Raw genomic sequence first — 18,651 nt, 5'->3', positions numbered from 1 at the left:
GGAATAAAATGTTAAACAATAAAATTTCGGGTGATTGGAATTTATTCAAAGGAAAAGTAAAAGAAAAATGGGGAAAAATCACCCATGATGAACTTGATGTTATCGAAGGCACTCGAGAGCAATTGATTGGTAAACTTCAAGAGCATTATGACTATTCCTACGAAGAAGCCAAAAAAGAAGTTTTAGAGTGGGAGGGACAAAACCCTTATCCATGGAAGTGATCCTTTGACAAAAAGTTTTGTTTTTTATGATCTTACTTTAGTTCTATTAAAATTTTTTTAGAATGAAATAAAAAAGAGTGATGGCAACTAAAATCCATCACTCTTTTTTTATCGAAGAATATTTCTTATTGTTAAAGAATTCGATTCTTTTTTAGTAGCTCTTCTCGTGCGGACTCTTTTGCCATACGTTTTTTACGTGCATCACATGGCTCAGGGCAATCGCACTCTTTTTCTATCCCCATAGCTCCTAAACCACCGCAACTACCTTGAAGGCTCTTACGCTTTACAATATATCCTAACGCCATTCCAAAGAAGGCAATTAAGAATAAGATGAAGGCAAAAAGAAATATTTTTAACATAACCTTCTCTCCTTAAATTCTATTTTTTTAAGAATGGGGCGAATGCTTTACTATAGCGCTCTTCAAACCCATTTTCAGTTTTCACTATCATAAAGACAGGAATATTTAGTTCATTTGCTACGTCTAACCCTTTTTCAGGTCCTAAAACATTCAATCCAGTAGAAAGACCATCAGCACTCATGCAAGTGGGTACAATCACAGTAATAGAAACAAGGTTATGTTTAATAGGATGACCTGTGGTTGGGTCAATAGTATGAGAAAAACGGACACCATTTTCCTCAAAATAGTTACGGTAATCACCTGAAGTTGCAATTGAATTGTCACCAGGTTCAATAATTAACTGTACACTCTGTTTTGTACCATCATTAGCTGGTTTTTCAATCGCTATACGCCAAAGTTTGTCATTACCATTCACACCTTGAGTTCTTACTTCACCACCAATATCAACCATATAGTTAGTGATATTCTGTGACATTAAATACTCAGCTACAGCATCAACACCATAGCCTTTAGCAATAGAAGAGAGATCAACATAAAGTTCAGGGATCTTCTTGATCAGAGTATTACCTTCAACTGCAAGGTAATCAATACCAATCCACTGTTTACGTTTTGCTAATTCCTCTTCAGAGGGTTGGTGAGTAAATCGACCTTCAGGGCCAAAACCCCATAAATTCACTAAAGGCCCAACAGTCACATCTAAAGCACCATCCGTTATTTTATTAATACGAATAGCTTCACTCACTACTTTAGCAGTAGCGGGTGAAACGGGGAATGGGGTATTAATTTCACGACTTTGATTGAAACGACTTAATTCAGAATGAGGGCGATATGTTGACATTTGATCGTTAACCTCTTCAAGTATACGATCAATTTCTGTTTGTAAGACGTTTTGTGGAGGTGAATTACTATCAGGGACGTATTTAATCGAGTAATAAGTTCCCATGGTTTCGCCTTCTAATACCTGCTGTTTTTCACCACATGCAGACAATAGAATTAACGCAGACAGCATCACTATCCAATTTATCATCTTTCTTTTTAACATAACTCTCTCTTCTGATCATGAGCGCCCACATAAGTGGGCGCTTGTCATTTCATTCATTTATGCTTATTGGAAGTTAGGATCAACCACCAAAGTCATCCAGCATAATGTTCTCATCTTCAACGCCTAAGTCTTTGAGCATTTTAATAACAGCTGCGTTCATTACTGGCGGTCCACACATATAAAATTCACAGTCTTCTGGTGCTGGGTGATTTTTAAGGTAATTCTCAAACAACACATTGTGAATAAATCCGGTATATCCCGTCCAGTTATCTTCAGGTAAGGCATCTGAAAGTGCGACATTCCAGGTGAAGTTTTCGTTTTCTTTTGCAAGCATATCGAAATCTTCAGTGTAGAACATTTCACGTACAGAACGAGCACCATACCAGAAGCTAATTTTACGTTTAGTATGTAAACGTTTTAGCTGATCAAAAATATGTGAGCGCATTGGTGCCATACCGGCCCCCCCACCAATAAAGATCATCTCAGCATCTGTTTCTTTCGCAAAGAACTCACCAAATGGCCCTGAAATTGTCACCTTATCACCTGGTTTTAATGACCAAATATAGGATGACATAATACCTGGTGGCACATCAGGATTACGTGGTGGTGGTGTTGCAATACGCACGTTTAACATGATGATGCCATGCTCTTCAGGGTAGTTTGCCATTGAATAAGCACGTACTGTTGTTTCCTTTACATCAGAAACGTAGCGGAACAAATTAAATTTATCCCAGTCTTCACGATACTCTTCAGGGACATCAAAATCTTCATAACGTACAGTATGAGGAGGACATTCAATCTGAATAAATCCACCAGCACGGAAAGGCACAACTTCACCTTCAGGAATTTTTAACACTAATTCTTTAATGAAAGTTGCTTTGTTATCGTTTGAGATAACTTCACATTCCCATTTCTTAACACCGAAGATTTCTTCAGGTAATTCTAATTTCAGGTTGTTTTTTACGTTAACCTGACAGGCTAAACGACAACCTTCTTTAGCTTCTCGCTTGTTAATATGCGAAAGTTCTGTTGGCAGAATATCACCACCACCTTCGAGTACTTTAACGCGACACTGACCACAAGAGCCACCGCCACCACAAGCGGATGAAATAAAAATACCTTCGTTTGACAATACGTTTAGTAATTTATCACCTGCTGGTGCATTAAAGCTTTTGTCTGGGTCTCCATTGACCTCAACTGAAATATCCCCTGTATTGACCAGTTTTGATTTTGCAAACAAAATCAAAGCCGTTAACACCAATACAATCAGGGTAAACATCACGACACCTAGAATAATTATATCCATGAGTTCTTCTCACCCTTTATAGCTGAACACCAGAGAAGGACATGAAACCTAATGCCATCAACCCTGTGGTGACAAAAGTAACGCCTAATCCTTTCATACCTGCCGGTACATCCGCGTACTTCATTTTCTCACGGATAGAAGCCAACAATACGATGGCTAACATCCAACCAACGCCAGAACCGAAACCATAAACAATAGACTCACTAAAGTTATAGTCACGTTGTGCCATAAATGACACACCACCGAAGATGGCGCAGTTAACGGTAATAAGAGGCAAGAAGATCCCTAATGCATTATAAAGTGCAGGGAAATAACGGTCTAAAATCATCTCTAGGATTTGTACTAGTGCCGCTATCACACCAATGAAAGTGATAAAGTTTAAGAAACTTAAATCTACACCTTCCATTAAAGCATTATCACGTAACACATAGTTATAAACTAAGTTATTCAGAGGTACAGAAAGGCCTAGAACAACTGTAACAGCGATACCTAATCCAAATGCTGTTTTTACGTTTTTAGATACAGCGAGGAAAGTACACATCCCTAAGAAGAATGCGAGCGCCATATTCTCAATAAAAACAGCACGAACAAACAGGCTTATATAATGTTCCATGGCGATTAGTCCTCTTCAACCTGTGCAGGTTTTAATGTACGTAATCCCCAAATTAGCAAGCCAATGATAAAGAATGCACTTGGTGCTAACAGGAATAAACCATTTGGCTGATACCAGCCACCATTTTGGATAGATTCCATGACGGTAATACCAAATAATTTACCAGATCCGAAAAGTTCACGTAAAAATCCGACAAGGATCAAGATAACGCCATACCCTAAGCCATTACCAATACCATCCATAAAGCTTTCAATAGGCGGTGATTTCATCGCATACGCTTCAGCACGTCCCATTACAATACAGTTAGTAATGATAAGACCAACGAAAACAGAAAGTTGTTTAGAGATTTCATACGCATAAGCTTGCAGTATTTGGTCAACAACGATAACTAATGAAGCAATAATCGCCATTTGAACAATAATACGAACACTACTTGGTATGTAATTGCGAATGAGTGAAATAAAAAAGTTTGAGAACGCAGTAACCAGCGTTACAGCAATTGTCATCACTAATGCAGTTTCAAGTTTTGTTGTCACCGCCAATGCAGAACACACACCTAATACTTGTAAGGCAATTGGGTTGTTATCTAACAATGGGCCAAGTAAAACTCGTTTAATTTCTTTTGTATCAGCCATTGATTTCTCCTTCACGAACTTTTTTCAGGAATGGGCCGAAACCTTTTTCACCTAACCAGAAATCGAACATATGCTGGATACCATTCGAAGTCAGTGTCGCACCTGAAAGTCCATCAATACCATAAGGGCTGTCAGATGCACCACCACGCACTATTTTTATGGCTGGCACACCTTGCTCATTGATTAAGTGCTTACCTTTCCATTGTGCTTTCCATTGTGGATTATCGACTTCACCACCGAGTCCCGGCGTTTCACCATGAGAATAATAGGTGATACCTTTTGAAGTGACTCCATCAATATCTACGGCGACAAAAGCATACATTACAGACCATAAACCAGAGCCATAAACAGGTAATACAACTTCCGTCGTTTTACCTTGTTCATCGAGTACAAAATAGACCTCTGCTGTGTTAGCACGACGGCGAATTTTGGCAATATCTTCCTCTGGGGATAATGCGATTGACGTCTCATCACTGCGTAATTCTGTGTTTAAATCAAAATTGCCTTTACTATCAGTCAGTTCACCTGTCTGGAAATTAACAATTTTTGCTTTAATACGAGTGTCATATACTTTCAATACATCTGTCGCACTCATTTTAGGTACGAGTAGCCCCGCAACATCAAGAATATTACGTTGTTTATCAAGAAGTTTTTGTTCTTCTTGTTTAGACTTCAGTCCAACAGCCGCTCCTGCTACTACCACGGAACACACAAGACATAGAATAAATACAACGAGGAACGTTCTTGCGACGCTATCTTTGTTTTTCTCTTTAGCCACGAGCTTTTCTCCGCTTAATATTCGCCTGAACAACCACATAATCGAACAGTGGTGCAAATAAGTTTGCGAATAAGATTGCCAGCATCATTCCTTCTGGGTAAGCAGGATTGACGACACGAATAAGCACAGCCATTACGCCAATCAAAATACCGTAAGCCCATTTACCTTTATCGGTAAATGATGCAGATACTGGATCTGTTGCCATAAACATCATACCAAAAGCAAAACCACCTAAAACTAAGTGCCAGTGCCAAGGCATTGCGAAGAGAGGATTGGTCTCTGATCCAATAAAATTAAACAGGTATGACATCACAATCATGCCGACCATTACTCCAGCGACAATACGCCATGAAGCAATACGAGCAAAAAGAATGACTGCGCCACCAATTAAAATCATCAGAGTTGAAACTTCACCAATCGATCCTGGAATATATCCCAGGAAAGCATCCATCCAAGAGATAGGCTGTTGAGTGGCTGTATTTACTAATGCACTTTCACCTGATACAGACCATTGTGATAATGGTGTTGCACCCGAGAAACCATCTGCTGCAGTCCAAACCAGATCACCTGAAATTTGAGCTGGATAAGCAAAAAACAGAAATGCACGACCCGCTAATGCTGGGTTCAAGAAATTACGGCCTGTACCACCAAAAATTTCTTTCGCGATAACCACACCAAATGTAATACCTAATGCAGCCTGCCAAAGTGGTAGTGTTGGCGGTACAATTAAAGCAAACAAAATGGATGTAACGAAGAAACCTTCGTTAATTTCGTGTCCACGAATGAAAGCAAAAAGTACTTCCCAAAATCCACCCACCGCAAAAACAACAAGATAAATAGGTAAAAAGTAAGTCGCACCAAGTAGCATCTTACTTCCCCACCCCGCATCTGTTGTTAATGATGCGCCAAGGTATTGTGCAAGGCGATAATGCCAATCTGAAGCAATAATTTGCTGTAATTCAACACCGCTATATAACTGATTTAGTGCAGGGATCGCTTGGTGACCGACGTTATACATTCCCCAGAACATCGCTGGAAAAACAGATAACCACACTAGGATCATCATACGTTTTAGGTCAATGGTGTCACGAACATGCCCACCATTACGCGTTACAGTACCTGGCGTATAGAATACCGTCGTAACCGCTTCATAAAGTACGTACCATTTTGCTAATTTGCCACCGGGCTCAAAATGGTGCTCTACTTTTTCAAATAAATTTTTCAACCCCATGAGTTACCCTTCCTGCTCAATTTTGGTCAATACTTGGCGCAGTGCTGGGCCATACTCATATTTGCTTGGGCAAACATAAGTACATAATCCCAAATCTTCTTCATCCAATTCTAAGCAACCTAATGCTTGAGAGCTGTCAGTATCACCTACAATTAAATCACGTAATAAATGCGTTGCCATAATGTCCAACGGCATTACACGTTCATAATTGCCAATTGGCACCATTGAACGTTCGCCACCATTCATTGTTGTTGTAAATGCAAAGCGTTTATTTTTTAAGAAGTGACCGATAGTTGTACGTGTAATAGAAAATTTATCGCTACCTGGCATACCCCAACCAAACAATTCTTTATCACGACCTTCTCGTAATACAGAAACTTGGTTATGGAAACGACCTAAATAATGATGAGCCTCATCAGATTTCCATCCCCATAATACAGAGCCGGAAATAATGCGGTTTTCACCATCAATTAATTGATCTTTGGTTAGCTCATAGAGATCAGCCCCCAAACATGTGCGCACTAAACGAGGCGATTTCACTTGAGGCCCCGCTAAAGCAACAACACGTTCAGTATATAAAGAACCTGTTGTAAACAAGTAACCAATAGCAATCACATCTTGGTAATTTAAATGCCAAACTATTTTCTTAGCACTGACAGGTTCTAAGAAATGGATATGCGTACCGACCAACCCAGCTGGGTGAGGACCCACAAATTGGTTATAGCTAATTTGTCCATCATTTAATTTTGCTGGTGATTTTTCACCATGACAAACATACACTTTTCCTTCGGTTAAACGAGTTAAAATAATAAGACCATCATTAAATGCCTTCTCATTTTGCTCAATAATAACCATAGGATCAGCAGCAAGCGGATTAGTATCCATTGCAGAGACAAAAATGGCAGCAGGTGTTGTACCTAAGTGTGGAGTACGACTATAAGGACGGGTCCTTAACGCAGTCCACATTCCCGAGTTAACAAGGTTAGTTTCAACTTGTTCACGGGTTAAATCTGACAGTGTAGCGCTATCATAGCGGTTAAAGGTGATTTCTTCGTCACCATCAATTTCGATAACGATAGATTGGAACACACGGCGTTCGCCGCGATTAATTTCAACGACTTTACCACAAACGGGACTGGTGAAAACAACACCTGCATTCTTTTTATCTTCAAAAAGAATTTGCCCTTTTTTTACATGCTCACCTTCCGAAACCATCATAGAAGGACGCATACCGACATATTCTTCACCTAGCAATGCTACGCGTCGAATCGCGGGTCCGTCTTCTATCACTTGGGCAGGCGCTCCTGCAATTGGGAGGTCGAGTCCTTTTTTAATTTTAATCATAAGATTTGCACAAGTTTATCAGTTAAACCCTAAGCTACAAATTCACCCCGAAAATGTAGCGACTCTGTAATAAAAACATCTTAAGGTGTTTTTGAACCTTAAGTTATTTATCTCCGATAATTGTTACTATTTTCTCTTATTCTGCCGACCTGAATTTTATCATCTCAGCCTAAACCTGTCTGACTATTCGAGTGATTTAGCTCAAGCAAATGGGAATATTATTTTGACTGAAACGTTAACAACTCGTATAAACCGAATTAAAATATCATCTTTCTCGACGATCGCTTAAATTTCACACAGATAATTTTGTAAAATAAAAGAAACCATCTCAGATTTTAATTTACAAATTTATTGCTTCATAGCAATCTACGATCTACTTTATCAACAAATTTTAAGCTATTTTTCTGATAAAACCATGACCAGTCACGCAAAACAACTAATCAGTTTTTTAACAATAATGTTAACGTCCTTATTAGTTAACGCTGAAAACAGTTCAAGATTTCTAATGGAATCTGTTAAAAAAAATACAGGACGACCTATCTATATTCAGATTTTCAAGGAAGAAAACTTACTTGAACTTTATACAGAAAAATTAGATGGGCAATTAGAAAAAGTACGTACTTACCCCATTTGTAGCTATTCTGGCGGACTGGGCCCTAAAAAATTTCAAGGTGATTTAAAAAGTCCAGAAGGCTTTTACCAGGTTAATTTTTCACAATTAAATCCGAATAGTCGATTTTACCGAGCGATCAACCTAGGATTTCCTAATCAATACGATAAATCAAAAGGATATACAGGGGATTTTTTAATGATCCATGGAGCGTGTAAATCGGTTGGGTGTTATGCAATGACAGATTCAGTAATGGATGAAATTTATCAGTATGCTGAATTAGCGCTAAAAAGTGGACAATCCGTGATCAATATTCATATTTTTCCATTCAAAATGACTCGCGAAAATATGAAGAAGCATCACTATTCAACGGATATCGACTTCTGGCAACAACTTATGCCTGCCTATCAATATGTTGAAGAATACAAACAGATCCCTTCTGTTACTGTTAAGGATGGACGCTACCTTGTTAATAGTGCCTCAATTGTGCCTAATCAAACTCCTCTTAATTTATCACAAAATAGTGCAAGTAAATGGTTACAGGATACGCACACCACGATCAAATAGTACAAACTCCCCCACAGGAATACGTTGCCAAGACTCATTTCCAGTAAGTGGTAATGTTGAAATAACAGAAACAACATCATCTGATTGTGTATGCTGCTGAAAATCAATTTCTACATCTTGATCAAGGAGTTTTGCTTTTCCAAAAGGTGCTTTTCGCGTGATCCAATGCAAATTTGTTGAACAATACGCCATAACAAATCGTCCGTCGGATAACAGCATATTAAAAACCCCTTTTTGCCTTAATTGAGAGGCTAAAGTAGCAATAAAACGAAACACAGCCTGCCAATTAGCAGGTGTTCGTTTATAACGCTCTTCCAGTTGATTTAAGAGCCAGCAAAACGCTTTTTCACTGTCTGTCTGACCGATGGCTCTAAAACGCCCAGTTTCAAGGGATTGATAGCCTTTTAATTGACCATTATGTGCATAAGTCCAGTTTTTACCCCATAATTCACGGGTAAAAGGATGGGTGTTTTCTAAAGAGACATTTCCTCGATTCGCCTGACGAATATGGGCTATGACGGCCTCAGATTTAATCGGATACTCTTGAACAAAGCGAGCGACAGGTGAAATAGCACTGGCTTGAGGATCTTTAAATGTGCGACACCCAAGTCCTTCATAAAAGGTAATTCCCCAACCATCTTTATGAGGCCCTGTTTTGCCTCCTCTCGGAATTAACCCACTTAGACTAAAATTAATATCTGTCGGTACATTTGCACTCATGCCTAATAATTCACACATCGCTCACTCCTTCTGGTCGATGTTTATTGCTTATTTTATAGCAATATCAATAACGACTTACTTTTCCATTTCTTTTTCAATTAATTGGATCAGAATATGGATAACTTTGATATGGATTTCTTGAATACGGTCAGCATAACCAAAATGAGGAACGCGAATTTCTATATCCGCAGTACCGTCCATTTTGCCACCGTCTTTGCCTGTTAGCGTAATGACTTTCATGCCTTTTTCACGCGCAGCACTGATCGCCTTGATAATATTGCCTGAGTTACCTGAAGTTGAAATACCCAGGAGAACATCTCCTTCTCTACCTACAGCTTCAACATAACGCGAAAATACATATTCATAGCCAAAATCATTACTCACACATGAAATATGGCTTACATCAGAAATCGCAATGGCAGGATAACCCGGACGGTTTTCACGATAGCGACCTGTTAACTCTTCGGCAAAATGCATTGCGTCACAATGAGAACCACCATTACCGCAAGATAATACTTTGCCACCCGCTTTAAAAGAATCAGCTAATAATACAGCCGCTTTTTGAATAGCTTCAATATTTGCTTCATCTTGAAGAAAACGAGAAAGGGTCTCTGCTGCTTCTGTTAACTCACCACGGATAAGATCTTGGTACATAGGATTTTTACTCCAGAAAGGGTAATCGATATTTTCTGTTTCTCAGTGTAACGGATCCGATGTCATGAAAGAAGATACTCATTGCTGACAAATGCTAACTTCTCTCATTTACGAATAATTTGTGAGCTATATTGTAATTAGAATGTAAATATATTGATAAAAGTTGGTGACTGGATTAGATCTAAATAACAAACAACAGGTCTGACCTCTGATCTCTTGCTAAATACAGGAGTTTATTATGACACTACTCAGTATTGCACTTTTTATTATTCTTATCGGCGTACTTAGCTATCGCAAATTCGGTATTGCGATAAGTAGCCTTATTCTCATTGCTTACACTTTTGTAATGGGTCTTGCTAATATCTGGAGTTACTGGCTACTCCTTCCCATTGCATTGATTTTATTGCCCTTTACTCTCCCGTCTATTCGTAAAGCCTATATTTCAGCTCCTGCCCTTAAAGCATTCCAAAAAGTCATGCCTTCTATGTCTAAAACAGAGCAAGAAGCCATCGATGCTGGTACAACATGGTGGGAAGGTGAACTTTTCCGTGGCACACCTGATTGGAAACAACTCCATAATTACCCTAAGCCACAACTCACCGCTGAAGAGCAAGCGTTCCTTGATGGTCCAGTAGAAGAAGTTTGTCGTATGACAAACGACTTTGAGATCACTCATGAATTAGCTGACTTACCGCCTGAAATCTGGCAATACCTTAAAGACAATCGTTTCTTTGCGATGATCATTAAAAAAGAGTATGGCGGATTAGAATTTTCCGCCTATGCCCAATCTCGTGTATTGCAAAAACTAGCTGGAGTATCTGGTATTTTAGCCATCACGGTTGGTGTGCCAAACTCTTTAGGCCCTGGTGAACTACTTCAACACTATGGTACTGATGAGCAGAAAAAACGCTATTTACCCGGTTTAGCCAAAGGAGATGAAATTCCTTGCTTTGCCTTAACCAGTCCGGAAGCAGGCTCTGATGCTGGTGCTATTCCAGACAGCGGTGTCGTTTGTATGGGAGAATGGCAAGGAGAGCAAATATTAGGTATTCGTTTAACTTGGAATAAACGCTATATCACACTTGCGCCTATCGCAACCGTACTAGGACTAGCGTTTAAATTGCGTGATCCTGAACATCTTTTAAGTAACGATGAAAATCCTGGCATTACCTGTGCGTTAATTCCTACCGATGTAAAAGGGGTTGAAATTGGTCATCGCCATTTCCCATTAAACGTTCCGTTTATGAATGGCCCTACTCGCGGTAAAGATGTTTTTGTCCCTATTGATTACATTATTGGTGGGCCAAAAATGGCAGGACAAGGCTGGAGGATGCTGGTGGAGTGTCTATCTGTTGGTCGTGGTATTACTCTACCATCAAACTCTACAGGTGGATTAAAAAGTGTGGCGATGGCAACCGGTGCTTATTCTCGTGTCCGTCGTCAATTCAAAATACCTATTGGTAAAATGGAAGGTATCGAAGAACCATTGGCACGTCTGGCCGGTAACGCTTATCTTTTAGATGCAGCGTCAACCTTAATTACCACAGGTATTATGCTAGGTGAAAAGCCGGCTGTTTTATCTGCTATCGTTAAATATCACTGTACTCATAGAGCACAGCGTGGCGTTATTGACGCAATGGATATTGTTGGTGGTAAAGGGATCTGTCTTGGAACTTCAAACTTTGTTGCCCGTTCTTATCAAGGTTCACCTATTGCGATCACCGTTGAAGGTGCCAATATTTTAACACGTAGCATGATCATTTATGGTCAAGGTGCTATTCGTTGTCACCCTTATGTGTTGGATGAAATTGCCGCCGCACGCGATAGCAATCTACATGATTTTGACCGAGCTTTATTTGGCCATATTGGCCATGTTGCAAGTAATACCTTACGAAGCATTTGGTTAGGTATTACCAATGGTCGATTAAGTACTTCGCCAACCAATGATGAAACACGTCGTTATTATCAACAGATTAACCGCCTTAGTGCCAATATGGCTCTATTGTCTGATGTTTCAATGGGCGTTTTAGGTGGAAGTTTAAAACGTCGTGAACGTATTTCAGCACGTTTAGGTGATATATTAAGTCATATTTTTCTCGCCTCAGCAGTCCTTAAACGCTACGAAGATGAGGGTCGCCATACAGCAGATTTACCTTTAGTACATTGGAGTGTGAAAGAGTGTTTATATCAAGCTGAAAATGCCATTGATGAACTGTTGCGTAATTTCCCGAGCCGAATGATTGCAGGTACAATGCGCGCAATTATTTTTCCTCTTGGCAAAGCGCAAAAACTCCCATCCGATAAACTAGATAGTAAAGTGGCTCAAATTATTCAACAGCCTTCTGAAACTCGAGACCGTATTGGTAGAGGTCAATTCTTAACACCATGTGAACATAATCCACACGGTTTAATGGAAGAAGCATTGCTTGATATCCTGGCAGCAGAACCCATTTTCGACCGTATTTGCCGCCTCTATGAGAAGAAGTTTAGTTTTACTCAATTAGATAAATTAGCTGACAAAGCACTGGCTGATAAACGAGTCACTCAGGAAGAAGCCGATATCTTACGTAAAGCAGAGCAAAGTCGCTTACGGAGTATCAACGTTGATGAATTTGACTTTGATGCATTGGCGGTACCCGCAAAAAAGCCAAAAGCTGACAACGTCAAAACAGATAAGGCAGCTTAAAAACGCATATTAAGGGAAATATTTTCCCTATAAAACACAAACACCTCATCACTTTTAGTCATGAGGTGTTTTTTATTAAGCTCAACTTATTGAAATTAATTAGAGATCTAACTCCAACGCTAATAATTCCTCTATTGTTTGTCGACGACGAATTAATTGAGGAGCCCCTTTTGTCATCAATACTTCAGGAATAAGAGGACGGCTATTATAATTAGATGACATTGAAGCGCCATAAGCCCCTGTATCATGGATAATTACGTAATCACCTACTTGGGCTTGAGGTAATAAACGAGGAGTAACTGTGCCACCTTCCTGTTGGGTAAAAACATCCCCCGATTCGCACAGAGGACCTGCCACAATCGTTTCTCGTAATTCTGTCATTGGCTTTATTTGCCCATGATTATCTAAAACTGAAATCTGATGATAACTGCCATACATAGCAGGGCGCATTAAATCATTGAATCCAGCATCCACCAGCACATAGTAACGACTTCCCATCGATTTAACCGCTCTCACTTGAGAGATTAATACACCAGACTCAGCCACTAAGAAACGTCCTGGTTCGATTTCAAGCTCAATATCATGACCAAGATGTTGTGCAATACGCTGACGAGCTTTATCCCACAACGAAAAGTAGTGGGTTAAATCGACTGTTGCATCACCTTCTTGATATGGCGTTGATAATCCCCCACCTGCTGAAATAGCATTAATATCAACTTTAGAGGTAAGTACTTGCTCAACCATAGCATCACATACACTAGCGAGATGTTGATAATCAACACCAGAACCAATATGCATATGAAAACCAACTAGAGTCAGGTTGTATTGTTGGATCACGGATAATGCTTCAGGAACATCATCGAACCAAATACCATGTTTACTATTTTCCCCCCCCGTATTGGTTTTTTGACTATGCCCATGACCAAATCCAGGGTTAACTCTTATCCAAACAGCATGCCCTTGATTGCGCTCCCCCAATTGACGAAGCATATCAATTGAGCCCGCATTCACAGGAATATCTAATTCCACTACACGTTCAAGGGTTCTTTCATCCAGTAAATCCGCAGTAAAAACAATCTCACTTTTTTCTCTACCACCTTGATAACCCGCAACTAAAGCGCGTTCAATCTCTCCTAATGAAACAGAATCAACTTTAACACCCTGTGCTTTCATTAATCGTAAGATATGAATATTGGAGCACGCTTTTTGAGCAAAGCGAACCACATCAAACGATTTTAGTTGAGCAATACGTTCAGAAATTGTATCGCCTTGATAAACCCATAATGGCGTTCCATATGTTTGTGCGAGTTGATAGTGAGCCATAGTGATTGATGTTGTCATAATATTTACTCATAAAAGTCACTGGTGAATAAAATGATTATTAATTAACTTGAAAAGGAATAAAAATATCAAATAAGCTATACTCTATTCATTTTTGATATAGGAATAATCAATGAAAGCTCCTTTTAACTGGCGACATATTGAAATCTTTCATGCCGTAATGACAACTCAAAATCTTACTGAAGCAGCTGAATTACTGAAAACTTCGCAACCTACGGTGAGTCGAGAGTTATCACGTCTTGAGCATCTATTATCATTTAAGTTATTTGACAGGATAAAAGGTCGACTCCAACCCACAACAGAAGGATTACGTTTTTTTGAAGAGGTACAACGCTCTTATTATGGTTTAGATAGGATCATTAATGTCGCTGAAAGTATTCGTCATTTTAGACAAGCCGAATTAAATATCACTTGTTTACCCGCATTTGCTCAATCATTGCTACCTTCGATTTGTCGGCAATTTATTGATCAACATCCCGATGTCAATTTAACCATTGTCCCTCAAGAATCACCTTTATTAGAAGAATGGCTATCTGCTCAACATTATGATTTAGGATTAACAGAACACACACAAACACCAGCAGGAACTCAACAAGAAACACTGTTAACACTCAATGAAGTTGCCGTTTTACCTAAGTCACACCCATTGTGCCAAAAATCGTTATTACACCCGTCTGATTTTCAAAACGAGCGATTTATCAGCTTGTCTGTTAATGATCCTTATCGACAGCTCATTGATGCCGTTTTTATTCAAGAAGGAATATCGCGACGATTAGTGATGGAAACACAAAGTGCCGCGTCTATCTGTGCTATGGTTAGCGAAAATATAGGTATTTCAATTGTTAATCCTATTACTGCTCTTGATTATCTCGATAAAACACTTTGTCTTCGGCCTTTAAGTTTTACGATCCCCTTTACTATTAGCTTAATTTGCCCTTCTCATCGTCCATCATCACAACTGGCTTCCTATTTTATTGATGTAATGAAAAACACATTAGCAGATTACCCTACACGCTTAAATCTCGCTTTTACCCGATAAACCAAGCCAATGCGGAGAGGATGAAAACCACTCAACAAGAAAATCGAGCAATACACGTACTGCTGCTGGCATATTTTGCCGACTCGCTAAAACAGCATAAATCCCCATAGGTTGAGCTTGGTAGTTAGCTAAAATATGTTCCAGCTCTCCACTTTCAAGATAAGGTTTTGCTGAATAATAAGGTTGTAATGATATACCTGCACCTTTTAACGTTGCCTGCAATAACACAACGGATTCATTAGCACTCAAATTACCACCAACGGGCACAGAATAACGTTTATCCTCTAAATTGAATTCCCATAAGCTACGGCCAAAAAAACGATAAGTTAAACACTGATGTTGAGCGAGATCATCCGGCGTTTTCGGTATTCCTTTTTTTACTAAATAATCTTTATGAGCACATACTACAGAAAGGCATGTTGCCAGCGGTCGTGCAATTAAATTAGGCTCAAGATGATTAGTAATACGCAAAGCAATATCAATGCGCTCTTCCACCAAATTCACCGTTTGATTAGTAATTTGTAAATCGACGGCAATTAAAGGGTAACGTTGCATAAACTCACATATTGCAACAGATAAAATGCTATTTGCTAACGATTGTGAACTGGTAATACGAACAAGCCCACTAATTTGATGGCGCTCCTTAGGAATATTGGCGGGGATACGTTCTGCCATTTCTAATAATTGTAAGCTCTGTTCATAAACCATCTCACCAACAGATGTTAAGCTCTGTTTACGTGTCGTTCTATGTAATAAACGAACACCCGCCCATTCCTCCATTTCATTTAAATAACGAGTTACCATGGCTCTAGACATACCTAGATAATCAGCAGCTTTTATCATGCTACCTTGCTTTACAATGGTCACAAAAACTTCTGATGCTTTTATTTTATCCATTTTATTTGCTCGATTTACGCAACAATTAATTGCCTGAAATGGGGTTTTTCTCTTGTTTTATGCAACATATTATAGTCAGCAACAACATTATGGAGAAAACAAAAGATGAAAAAATTACTTCCTTTAACACTTGCAACAACCACCTTCTTCGCAACGTCAGCACTAGCCACTGAATTAACATTAGATATCTATAATCCTGGAGAATCGAGTGTTTTCCCTGTTTCTTCTGAAATTATTTATGGTGATAAAGATGCTGTTTTAATTGATGCACAATTTCAAAAAAATGATGCACAAGCCTTAGTTGATAAGATCAAAGCTTCTGGAAAAAACCTCACTTATATCTATATCAGCCATTCAGATCCTGATTTTTATTTTGGATTAGATGTTATTACTGATGCGTTTCCAAATGCTAAAGTGATTGCAACTGCACCCACAATCAATGCTATCAACGAAACCCAAGCAGGAAAACTTGCCTACTGGGGGCCAGTACTTAAAGAAAACGCCCCTAAAAAAATCATCATTCCTGAAGTGGTAACAGGCGATAGTTTTTCTATTGAAGGAGAGACTATTTCTATCAAAGGATTAGATAGTCAATCTCCAGATAGAACATATCTTTATGTTCCAAAACTGAATGCAGTGATGGGGGGGGTTTTAGTTTCTGAAAATATTCATGTCTGGTTAGCGGATACTCAAACTGTTGCAGAGCGCCAACATTGGGTTAGTGCGTTACAGCAAATAAAATCTCTCTCACCAAAAACCGTTATTCCAGGTCACTATTTACCTGAAGCAACATATAGTCTACAAGCAGTTGATTTTACGATGAATTACCTAATTGAGGCTGAGAAAAATCTTGAAAAGACAAAAAATTCAGATGAATTTATTGCAGTGATGGAAAAAACTCATCAGAATTTAGCAGACAAATCAAGCCTAGAGCTCAGTGCAAAAGTACTTAAAGGAGAGATGCAATGGCCTCAGTAACAAGCAGTACAGGTAATACTCAAAGTACTAAAATATTGCACTATGTTTATGATCCTCTTTGTGGTTGGTGTTATGGCATTGCTCCCTTAATTGAAGTAGTGAGCAATATATTTCCTGATGCTATCAAGTTACATGGTGGTGGTTTGTTTACACCAGCAAGAGCCGTCACTGGTGGTCAATCATGGAAAGAACACGTCACACCAATTGATGAACGTATTAGCCAGTTATCAGGTCAAGTTTTTAGTCATGCATACCGTGACGCTCTTGGTAATACAGAAATGGTACTAAACTCTTTGTTACCTATTTCAGCTATTCTTGTCGCTCAAATAATGGGAAAACGTGACGTTTATTTATTAAAAGCATTACAAGAGGCCTATTACCTTGATGGTCTAAATATCAGTGATAAAAACACACTGTTATTTATTGTGAAAAAGCTAGGCTTTGATGTTGAACAGTTTGCATCTTTACTGTCTGAAATTAGCAAAACACAAATTCAGCAACATTTAAGTCAAACACAACAATTAATGAGCCAAGTTAATGGTCATGGTTTTCCGACGTTATTTATTGAAGATAGTCAAGGTTATCATCTAATACCGGTTGAAAAGTATTTGGGTGATACAAAACATTGGCTACAATTTATAAAAGAAAATCTATAATCTTCTTTTCAGTGTGCTGATTTATTTCCGCACACTGCTTTCTCTTTATCTCCAATATATTACCCATTTTAAATAGTGTAATTTTAAAATTATCATCAAACTAAAAATAGAAACCAAGCACTATTAATGTCGAAAAAGATAGACAAGAGCCAAACGCGACTTTGTTTAAATATTCTTTTGTTGTTATTAATACAGAGCAATACACACAAAGCCCCAAAAAAGAACCGCCTAAAAGAATATAAGGTAATTTTTCAAACCCACACCATGCACCAATTGCACCAAACAATTTCACATCACCAAAACCCAATACACATTTTTGATAAATAAAATATCCCCATAAATAAACACCGTAAAAAAGCCCTGTGCCTATTAAAAAACCATAAAAAGCATGATGAAAGGATACTAATCCGTATGTAGTGTAATTACATGATAACCCCAAAAATAATAACCAAAATGTTAAATTATTAGGCAATAAAAAGTAGTCCGAATCAAAGAAGGACAGTGTTAATAAATAAAAAGTTAATATCGATAATATTATTAATAAATTCAGTGAATTATAAGTTGAGATCCAATAAAGAAAAATGGCAAAGTAGCTAAAAGCTAGCTGATAACGTCGATGCTTAGGCAATAAAGATAATAATGAATAAAATACAAAAAACTTAATCCCTATAAAAAAGTAGTTAAAAAAAGAAAATAAGGAAACCCTTATAACACCCAAAAAAAATAGCATAAATATCAATCCCTTATACATATCAATACCCTTGTTAATTAACTGTATAAGAGCATAAGTTTAATGCCGAGTTTTTTTTCATAATCTCCTTAAAAATATGAAGTTTTGCGACAAAACTCGCAAGAATATTCACGCTATAATAACAACAAAAGTAAAGTGATAACTTGCATGCCATAATGTCATGCGTATGATGCATATCACATATTTTATTTATCACGGTTAACCATCTTTTACGTAAGGGTTT

19 protein-coding genes are annotated in these 18,651 nt (G+C 38.4%); 6 read left to right on the top strand and 13 right to left on the bottom strand.

Translation table 11 applies throughout. The features are described from left to right. Positions 1 to 8: 8 nt before the first annotated feature. The gene (locus GWJ05_RS16065) at positions 9 to 221 is read left to right on the top strand and encodes a CsbD family protein (RefSeq protein WP_036932600.1); all 213 of its coding nucleotides are present in this window, start codon (positions 9 to 11) and stop codon (positions 219 to 221) included. 131 nt (positions 222 to 352) lie between these two features. Here the strand turns inward: GWJ05_RS16065 and nqrM are convergent, their stop codons facing one another. The 8 genes from nqrM to GWJ05_RS16025 form a co-directional block, all read right to left on the bottom strand. After that, a complete protein-coding gene (gene nqrM, locus GWJ05_RS16060) occupies positions 353 to 580 on the bottom strand; it encodes a (Na+)-NQR maturation NqrM (protein WP_036932601.1) in 228 nt (75 codons plus the stop codon). Positions 581 to 599: 19 nt separating this feature from the next. Beyond that, a complete protein-coding gene (locus tag GWJ05_RS16055; protein WP_036932602.1) occupies positions 600 to 1,622 on the bottom strand; it encodes an FAD:protein FMN transferase in 1,023 nt (340 codons plus the stop codon). 79 nt (positions 1,623 to 1,701) lie between these two features. Continuing rightward, the gene (gene nqrF / locus GWJ05_RS16050; RefSeq protein ID WP_036932603.1) at positions 1,702 to 2,928 is read right to left on the bottom strand and encodes an NADH:ubiquinone reductase (Na(+)-transporting) subunit F; all 1,227 of its coding nucleotides are present in this window, start codon (positions 2,926 to 2,928) and stop codon (positions 1,702 to 1,704) included. Between the two features lie 16 nt (positions 2,929 to 2,944). Then, complete coding sequence (gene nqrE, locus GWJ05_RS16045; RefSeq protein ID WP_036932604.1) at positions 2,945 to 3,541, bottom strand: NADH:ubiquinone reductase (Na(+)-transporting) subunit E; 597 nt, start codon at positions 3,539 to 3,541, stop codon at positions 2,945 to 2,947. 5 nt (positions 3,542 to 3,546) lie between these two features. Then, complete coding sequence (locus GWJ05_RS16040; RefSeq protein ID WP_036932605.1) at positions 3,547 to 4,176, bottom strand: NADH:ubiquinone reductase (Na(+)-transporting) subunit D; 630 nt, start codon at positions 4,174 to 4,176, stop codon at positions 3,547 to 3,549. After that, on the bottom strand, positions 4,169 to 4,954 hold the full coding sequence (locus GWJ05_RS16035; RefSeq protein WP_036932606.1) for a Na(+)-translocating NADH-quinone reductase subunit C: 786 nt from the start codon (positions 4,952 to 4,954) through the stop codon (positions 4,169 to 4,171). Before GWJ05_RS16035 ends, GWJ05_RS16040 begins: the two co-directional genes overlap by 8 nt. Further along, positions 4,947 to 6,185 (bottom strand): NADH:ubiquinone reductase (Na(+)-transporting) subunit B, encoded by a 1,239-nt coding sequence (locus GWJ05_RS16030; protein WP_036932607.1) that lies wholly within the window; start codon positions 6,183 to 6,185, stop codon positions 4,947 to 4,949. The genes GWJ05_RS16035 and GWJ05_RS16030 overlap by 8 nt, the downstream gene beginning before the upstream one ends. A gap of 3 nt (positions 6,186 to 6,188) precedes the next feature. Continuing rightward, complete coding sequence (locus GWJ05_RS16025) at positions 6,189 to 7,529, bottom strand: Na(+)-translocating NADH-quinone reductase subunit A (protein WP_036932608.1); 1,341 nt, start codon at positions 7,527 to 7,529, stop codon at positions 6,189 to 6,191. Positions 7,530 to 7,944: 415 nt separating this feature from the next. On the opposite strand from GWJ05_RS16025, the gene GWJ05_RS16020 reads away from it, so the two are divergent. Then, a complete protein-coding gene (locus GWJ05_RS16020) occupies positions 7,945 to 8,706 on the top strand; it encodes a L,D-transpeptidase family protein (protein ID WP_036932610.1) in 762 nt (253 codons plus the stop codon). Here the strand turns inward: GWJ05_RS16020 and GWJ05_RS16015 are convergent. Both GWJ05_RS16015 and lpcA read right to left on the bottom strand, forming a co-directional pair. Next, entirely contained in the window at positions 8,677 to 9,444 is a 768-nt protein-coding gene (locus tag GWJ05_RS16015; RefSeq protein WP_036932611.1) for a class II glutamine amidotransferase, read from the bottom strand. The two genes, GWJ05_RS16020 and GWJ05_RS16015, sit on opposite strands and share 30 nt — an antisense overlap. Positions 9,445 to 9,501: 57 nt before the next feature. Next, positions 9,502 to 10,080 (bottom strand): D-sedoheptulose 7-phosphate isomerase, encoded by a 579-nt coding sequence (gene lpcA / locus GWJ05_RS16010; RefSeq protein ID WP_036932613.1) that lies wholly within the window; start codon positions 10,078 to 10,080, stop codon positions 9,502 to 9,504. A gap of 238 nt (positions 10,081 to 10,318) precedes the next feature. On the opposite strand from lpcA, the gene fadE reads away from it, so the two are divergent. Then, the gene (gene fadE / locus GWJ05_RS16005) at positions 10,319 to 12,766 is read left to right on the top strand and encodes an acyl-CoA dehydrogenase FadE (protein WP_036932615.1); all 2,448 of its coding nucleotides are present in this window, start codon (positions 10,319 to 10,321) and stop codon (positions 12,764 to 12,766) included. A gap of 99 nt (positions 12,767 to 12,865) precedes the next feature. Here fadE and lysA read toward each other — a convergent pair whose 3' ends face one another. Further along, positions 12,866 to 14,107 (bottom strand): diaminopimelate decarboxylase, encoded by a 1,242-nt coding sequence (gene lysA / locus GWJ05_RS16000; RefSeq protein ID WP_036932617.1) that lies wholly within the window; start codon positions 14,105 to 14,107, stop codon positions 12,866 to 12,868. A 112-nt stretch (positions 14,108 to 14,219) separates the two neighbouring features. Here lysA and GWJ05_RS15995 point away from each other — a divergent pair, with 112 nt between their 5' ends. After that, positions 14,220 to 15,146, top strand: a complete 927-nt coding sequence (locus GWJ05_RS15995; RefSeq protein ID WP_036932619.1) for a LysR family transcriptional regulator — start codon at positions 14,220 to 14,222, stop codon at positions 15,144 to 15,146. Here GWJ05_RS15995 and GWJ05_RS15990 read toward each other — a convergent pair. Further along, a complete protein-coding gene (locus tag GWJ05_RS15990; protein WP_115370414.1) occupies positions 15,123 to 16,043 on the bottom strand; it encodes a LysR family transcriptional regulator in 921 nt (306 codons plus the stop codon). The genes GWJ05_RS15995 and GWJ05_RS15990 overlap by 24 nt on opposite strands. 105 nt (positions 16,044 to 16,148) lie before the next feature. Here GWJ05_RS15990 and GWJ05_RS15985 point away from each other — a divergent pair, with 105 nt between their 5' ends. Together GWJ05_RS15985 and GWJ05_RS15980 are read left to right on the top strand one after the other, a co-directional pair. Next, complete coding sequence (locus GWJ05_RS15985) at positions 16,149 to 17,021, top strand: MBL fold metallo-hydrolase (RefSeq protein ID WP_036932622.1); 873 nt, start codon at positions 16,149 to 16,151, stop codon at positions 17,019 to 17,021. Then, on the top strand, positions 17,009 to 17,677 hold the full coding sequence (locus tag GWJ05_RS15980; protein ID WP_036932624.1) for a DsbA family protein: 669 nt from the start codon (positions 17,009 to 17,011) through the stop codon (positions 17,675 to 17,677). Before GWJ05_RS15985 ends, GWJ05_RS15980 begins: the two co-directional genes overlap by 13 nt. Positions 17,678 to 17,777: 100 nt before the next feature. Here GWJ05_RS15980 and GWJ05_RS15975 read toward each other — a convergent pair whose 3' ends face one another. Next, entirely contained in the window at positions 17,778 to 18,428 is a 651-nt protein-coding gene (locus GWJ05_RS15975) for a prepilin peptidase (RefSeq protein ID WP_115370415.1), read from the bottom strand. Positions 18,429 to 18,651: the final 223 nt, after the last annotated feature.

This window comes from Proteus sp. G2626 (assembly GCF_009915985.1).
Lineage (GTDB): Bacteria > Pseudomonadota > Gammaproteobacteria > Enterobacterales > Enterobacteriaceae > Proteus > Proteus vulgaris.
Note: the sequence above shows the minus strand (reverse complement) of the source record. Positions and strands in the feature narration are given on the sequence as shown.

What these genes read in the sequence shown, in the direction of transcription:
- GWJ05_RS16065 (WP_036932600.1), top strand. Translation starts at nt 9, where the DNA reads ATGTTAAACAATAAAATTTCGGGTGATTGGAATTTATTCAAAGGAAAA.
- nqrM (WP_036932601.1), bottom strand. Translation starts at nt 580, where the DNA reads ATGTTAAAAATATTTCTTTTTGCCTTCATCTTATTCTTAATTGCCTTC.
- GWJ05_RS16055 (WP_036932602.1), bottom strand. Translation starts at nt 1,622, where the DNA reads ATGTTAAAAAGAAAGATGATAAATTGGATAGTGATGCTGTCTGCGTTA.
- nqrF (WP_036932603.1), bottom strand. Translation starts at nt 2,928, where the DNA reads ATGGATATAATTATTCTAGGTGTCGTGATGTTTACCCTGATTGTATTG.
- nqrE (WP_036932604.1), bottom strand. Translation starts at nt 3,541, where the DNA reads ATGGAACATTATATAAGCCTGTTTGTTCGTGCTGTTTTTATTGAGAAT.
- GWJ05_RS16040 (WP_036932605.1), bottom strand. Translation starts at nt 4,176, where the DNA reads ATGGCTGATACAAAAGAAATTAAACGAGTTTTACTTGGCCCATTGTTA.
- GWJ05_RS16030 (WP_036932607.1), bottom strand. Translation starts at nt 6,185, where the DNA reads ATGGGGTTGAAAAATTTATTTGAAAAAGTAGAGCACCATTTTGAGCCC.
- GWJ05_RS16025 (WP_036932608.1), bottom strand. Translation starts at nt 7,529, where the DNA reads ATGATTAAAATTAAAAAAGGACTCGACCTCCCAATTGCAGGAGCGCCT.
- GWJ05_RS16020 (WP_036932610.1), top strand. Translation starts at nt 7,945, where the DNA reads ATGACCAGTCACGCAAAACAACTAATCAGTTTTTTAACAATAATGTTA.
- GWJ05_RS16015 (WP_036932611.1), bottom strand. Translation starts at nt 9,444, where the DNA reads ATGTGTGAATTATTAGGCATGAGTGCAAATGTACCGACAGATATTAAT.
- lpcA (WP_036932613.1), bottom strand. Translation starts at nt 10,080, where the DNA reads ATGTACCAAGATCTTATCCGTGGTGAGTTAACAGAAGCAGCAGAGACC.
- fadE (WP_036932615.1), top strand. Translation starts at nt 10,319, where the DNA reads ATGACACTACTCAGTATTGCACTTTTTATTATTCTTATCGGCGTACTT.
- lysA (WP_036932617.1), bottom strand. Translation starts at nt 14,107, where the DNA reads ATGACAACATCAATCACTATGGCTCACTATCAACTCGCACAAACATAT.
- GWJ05_RS15995 (WP_036932619.1), top strand. Translation starts at nt 14,220, where the DNA reads ATGAAAGCTCCTTTTAACTGGCGACATATTGAAATCTTTCATGCCGTA.
- GWJ05_RS15990 (WP_115370414.1), bottom strand. Translation starts at nt 16,043, where the DNA reads ATGGATAAAATAAAAGCATCAGAAGTTTTTGTGACCATTGTAAAGCAA.
- GWJ05_RS15985 (WP_036932622.1), top strand. Translation starts at nt 16,149, where the DNA reads ATGAAAAAATTACTTCCTTTAACACTTGCAACAACCACCTTCTTCGCA.
- GWJ05_RS15980 (WP_036932624.1), top strand. Translation starts at nt 17,009, where the DNA reads ATGGCCTCAGTAACAAGCAGTACAGGTAATACTCAAAGTACTAAAATA.
- GWJ05_RS15975 (WP_115370415.1), bottom strand. Translation starts at nt 18,428, where the DNA reads ATGTATAAGGGATTGATATTTATGCTATTTTTTTTGGGTGTTATAAGG.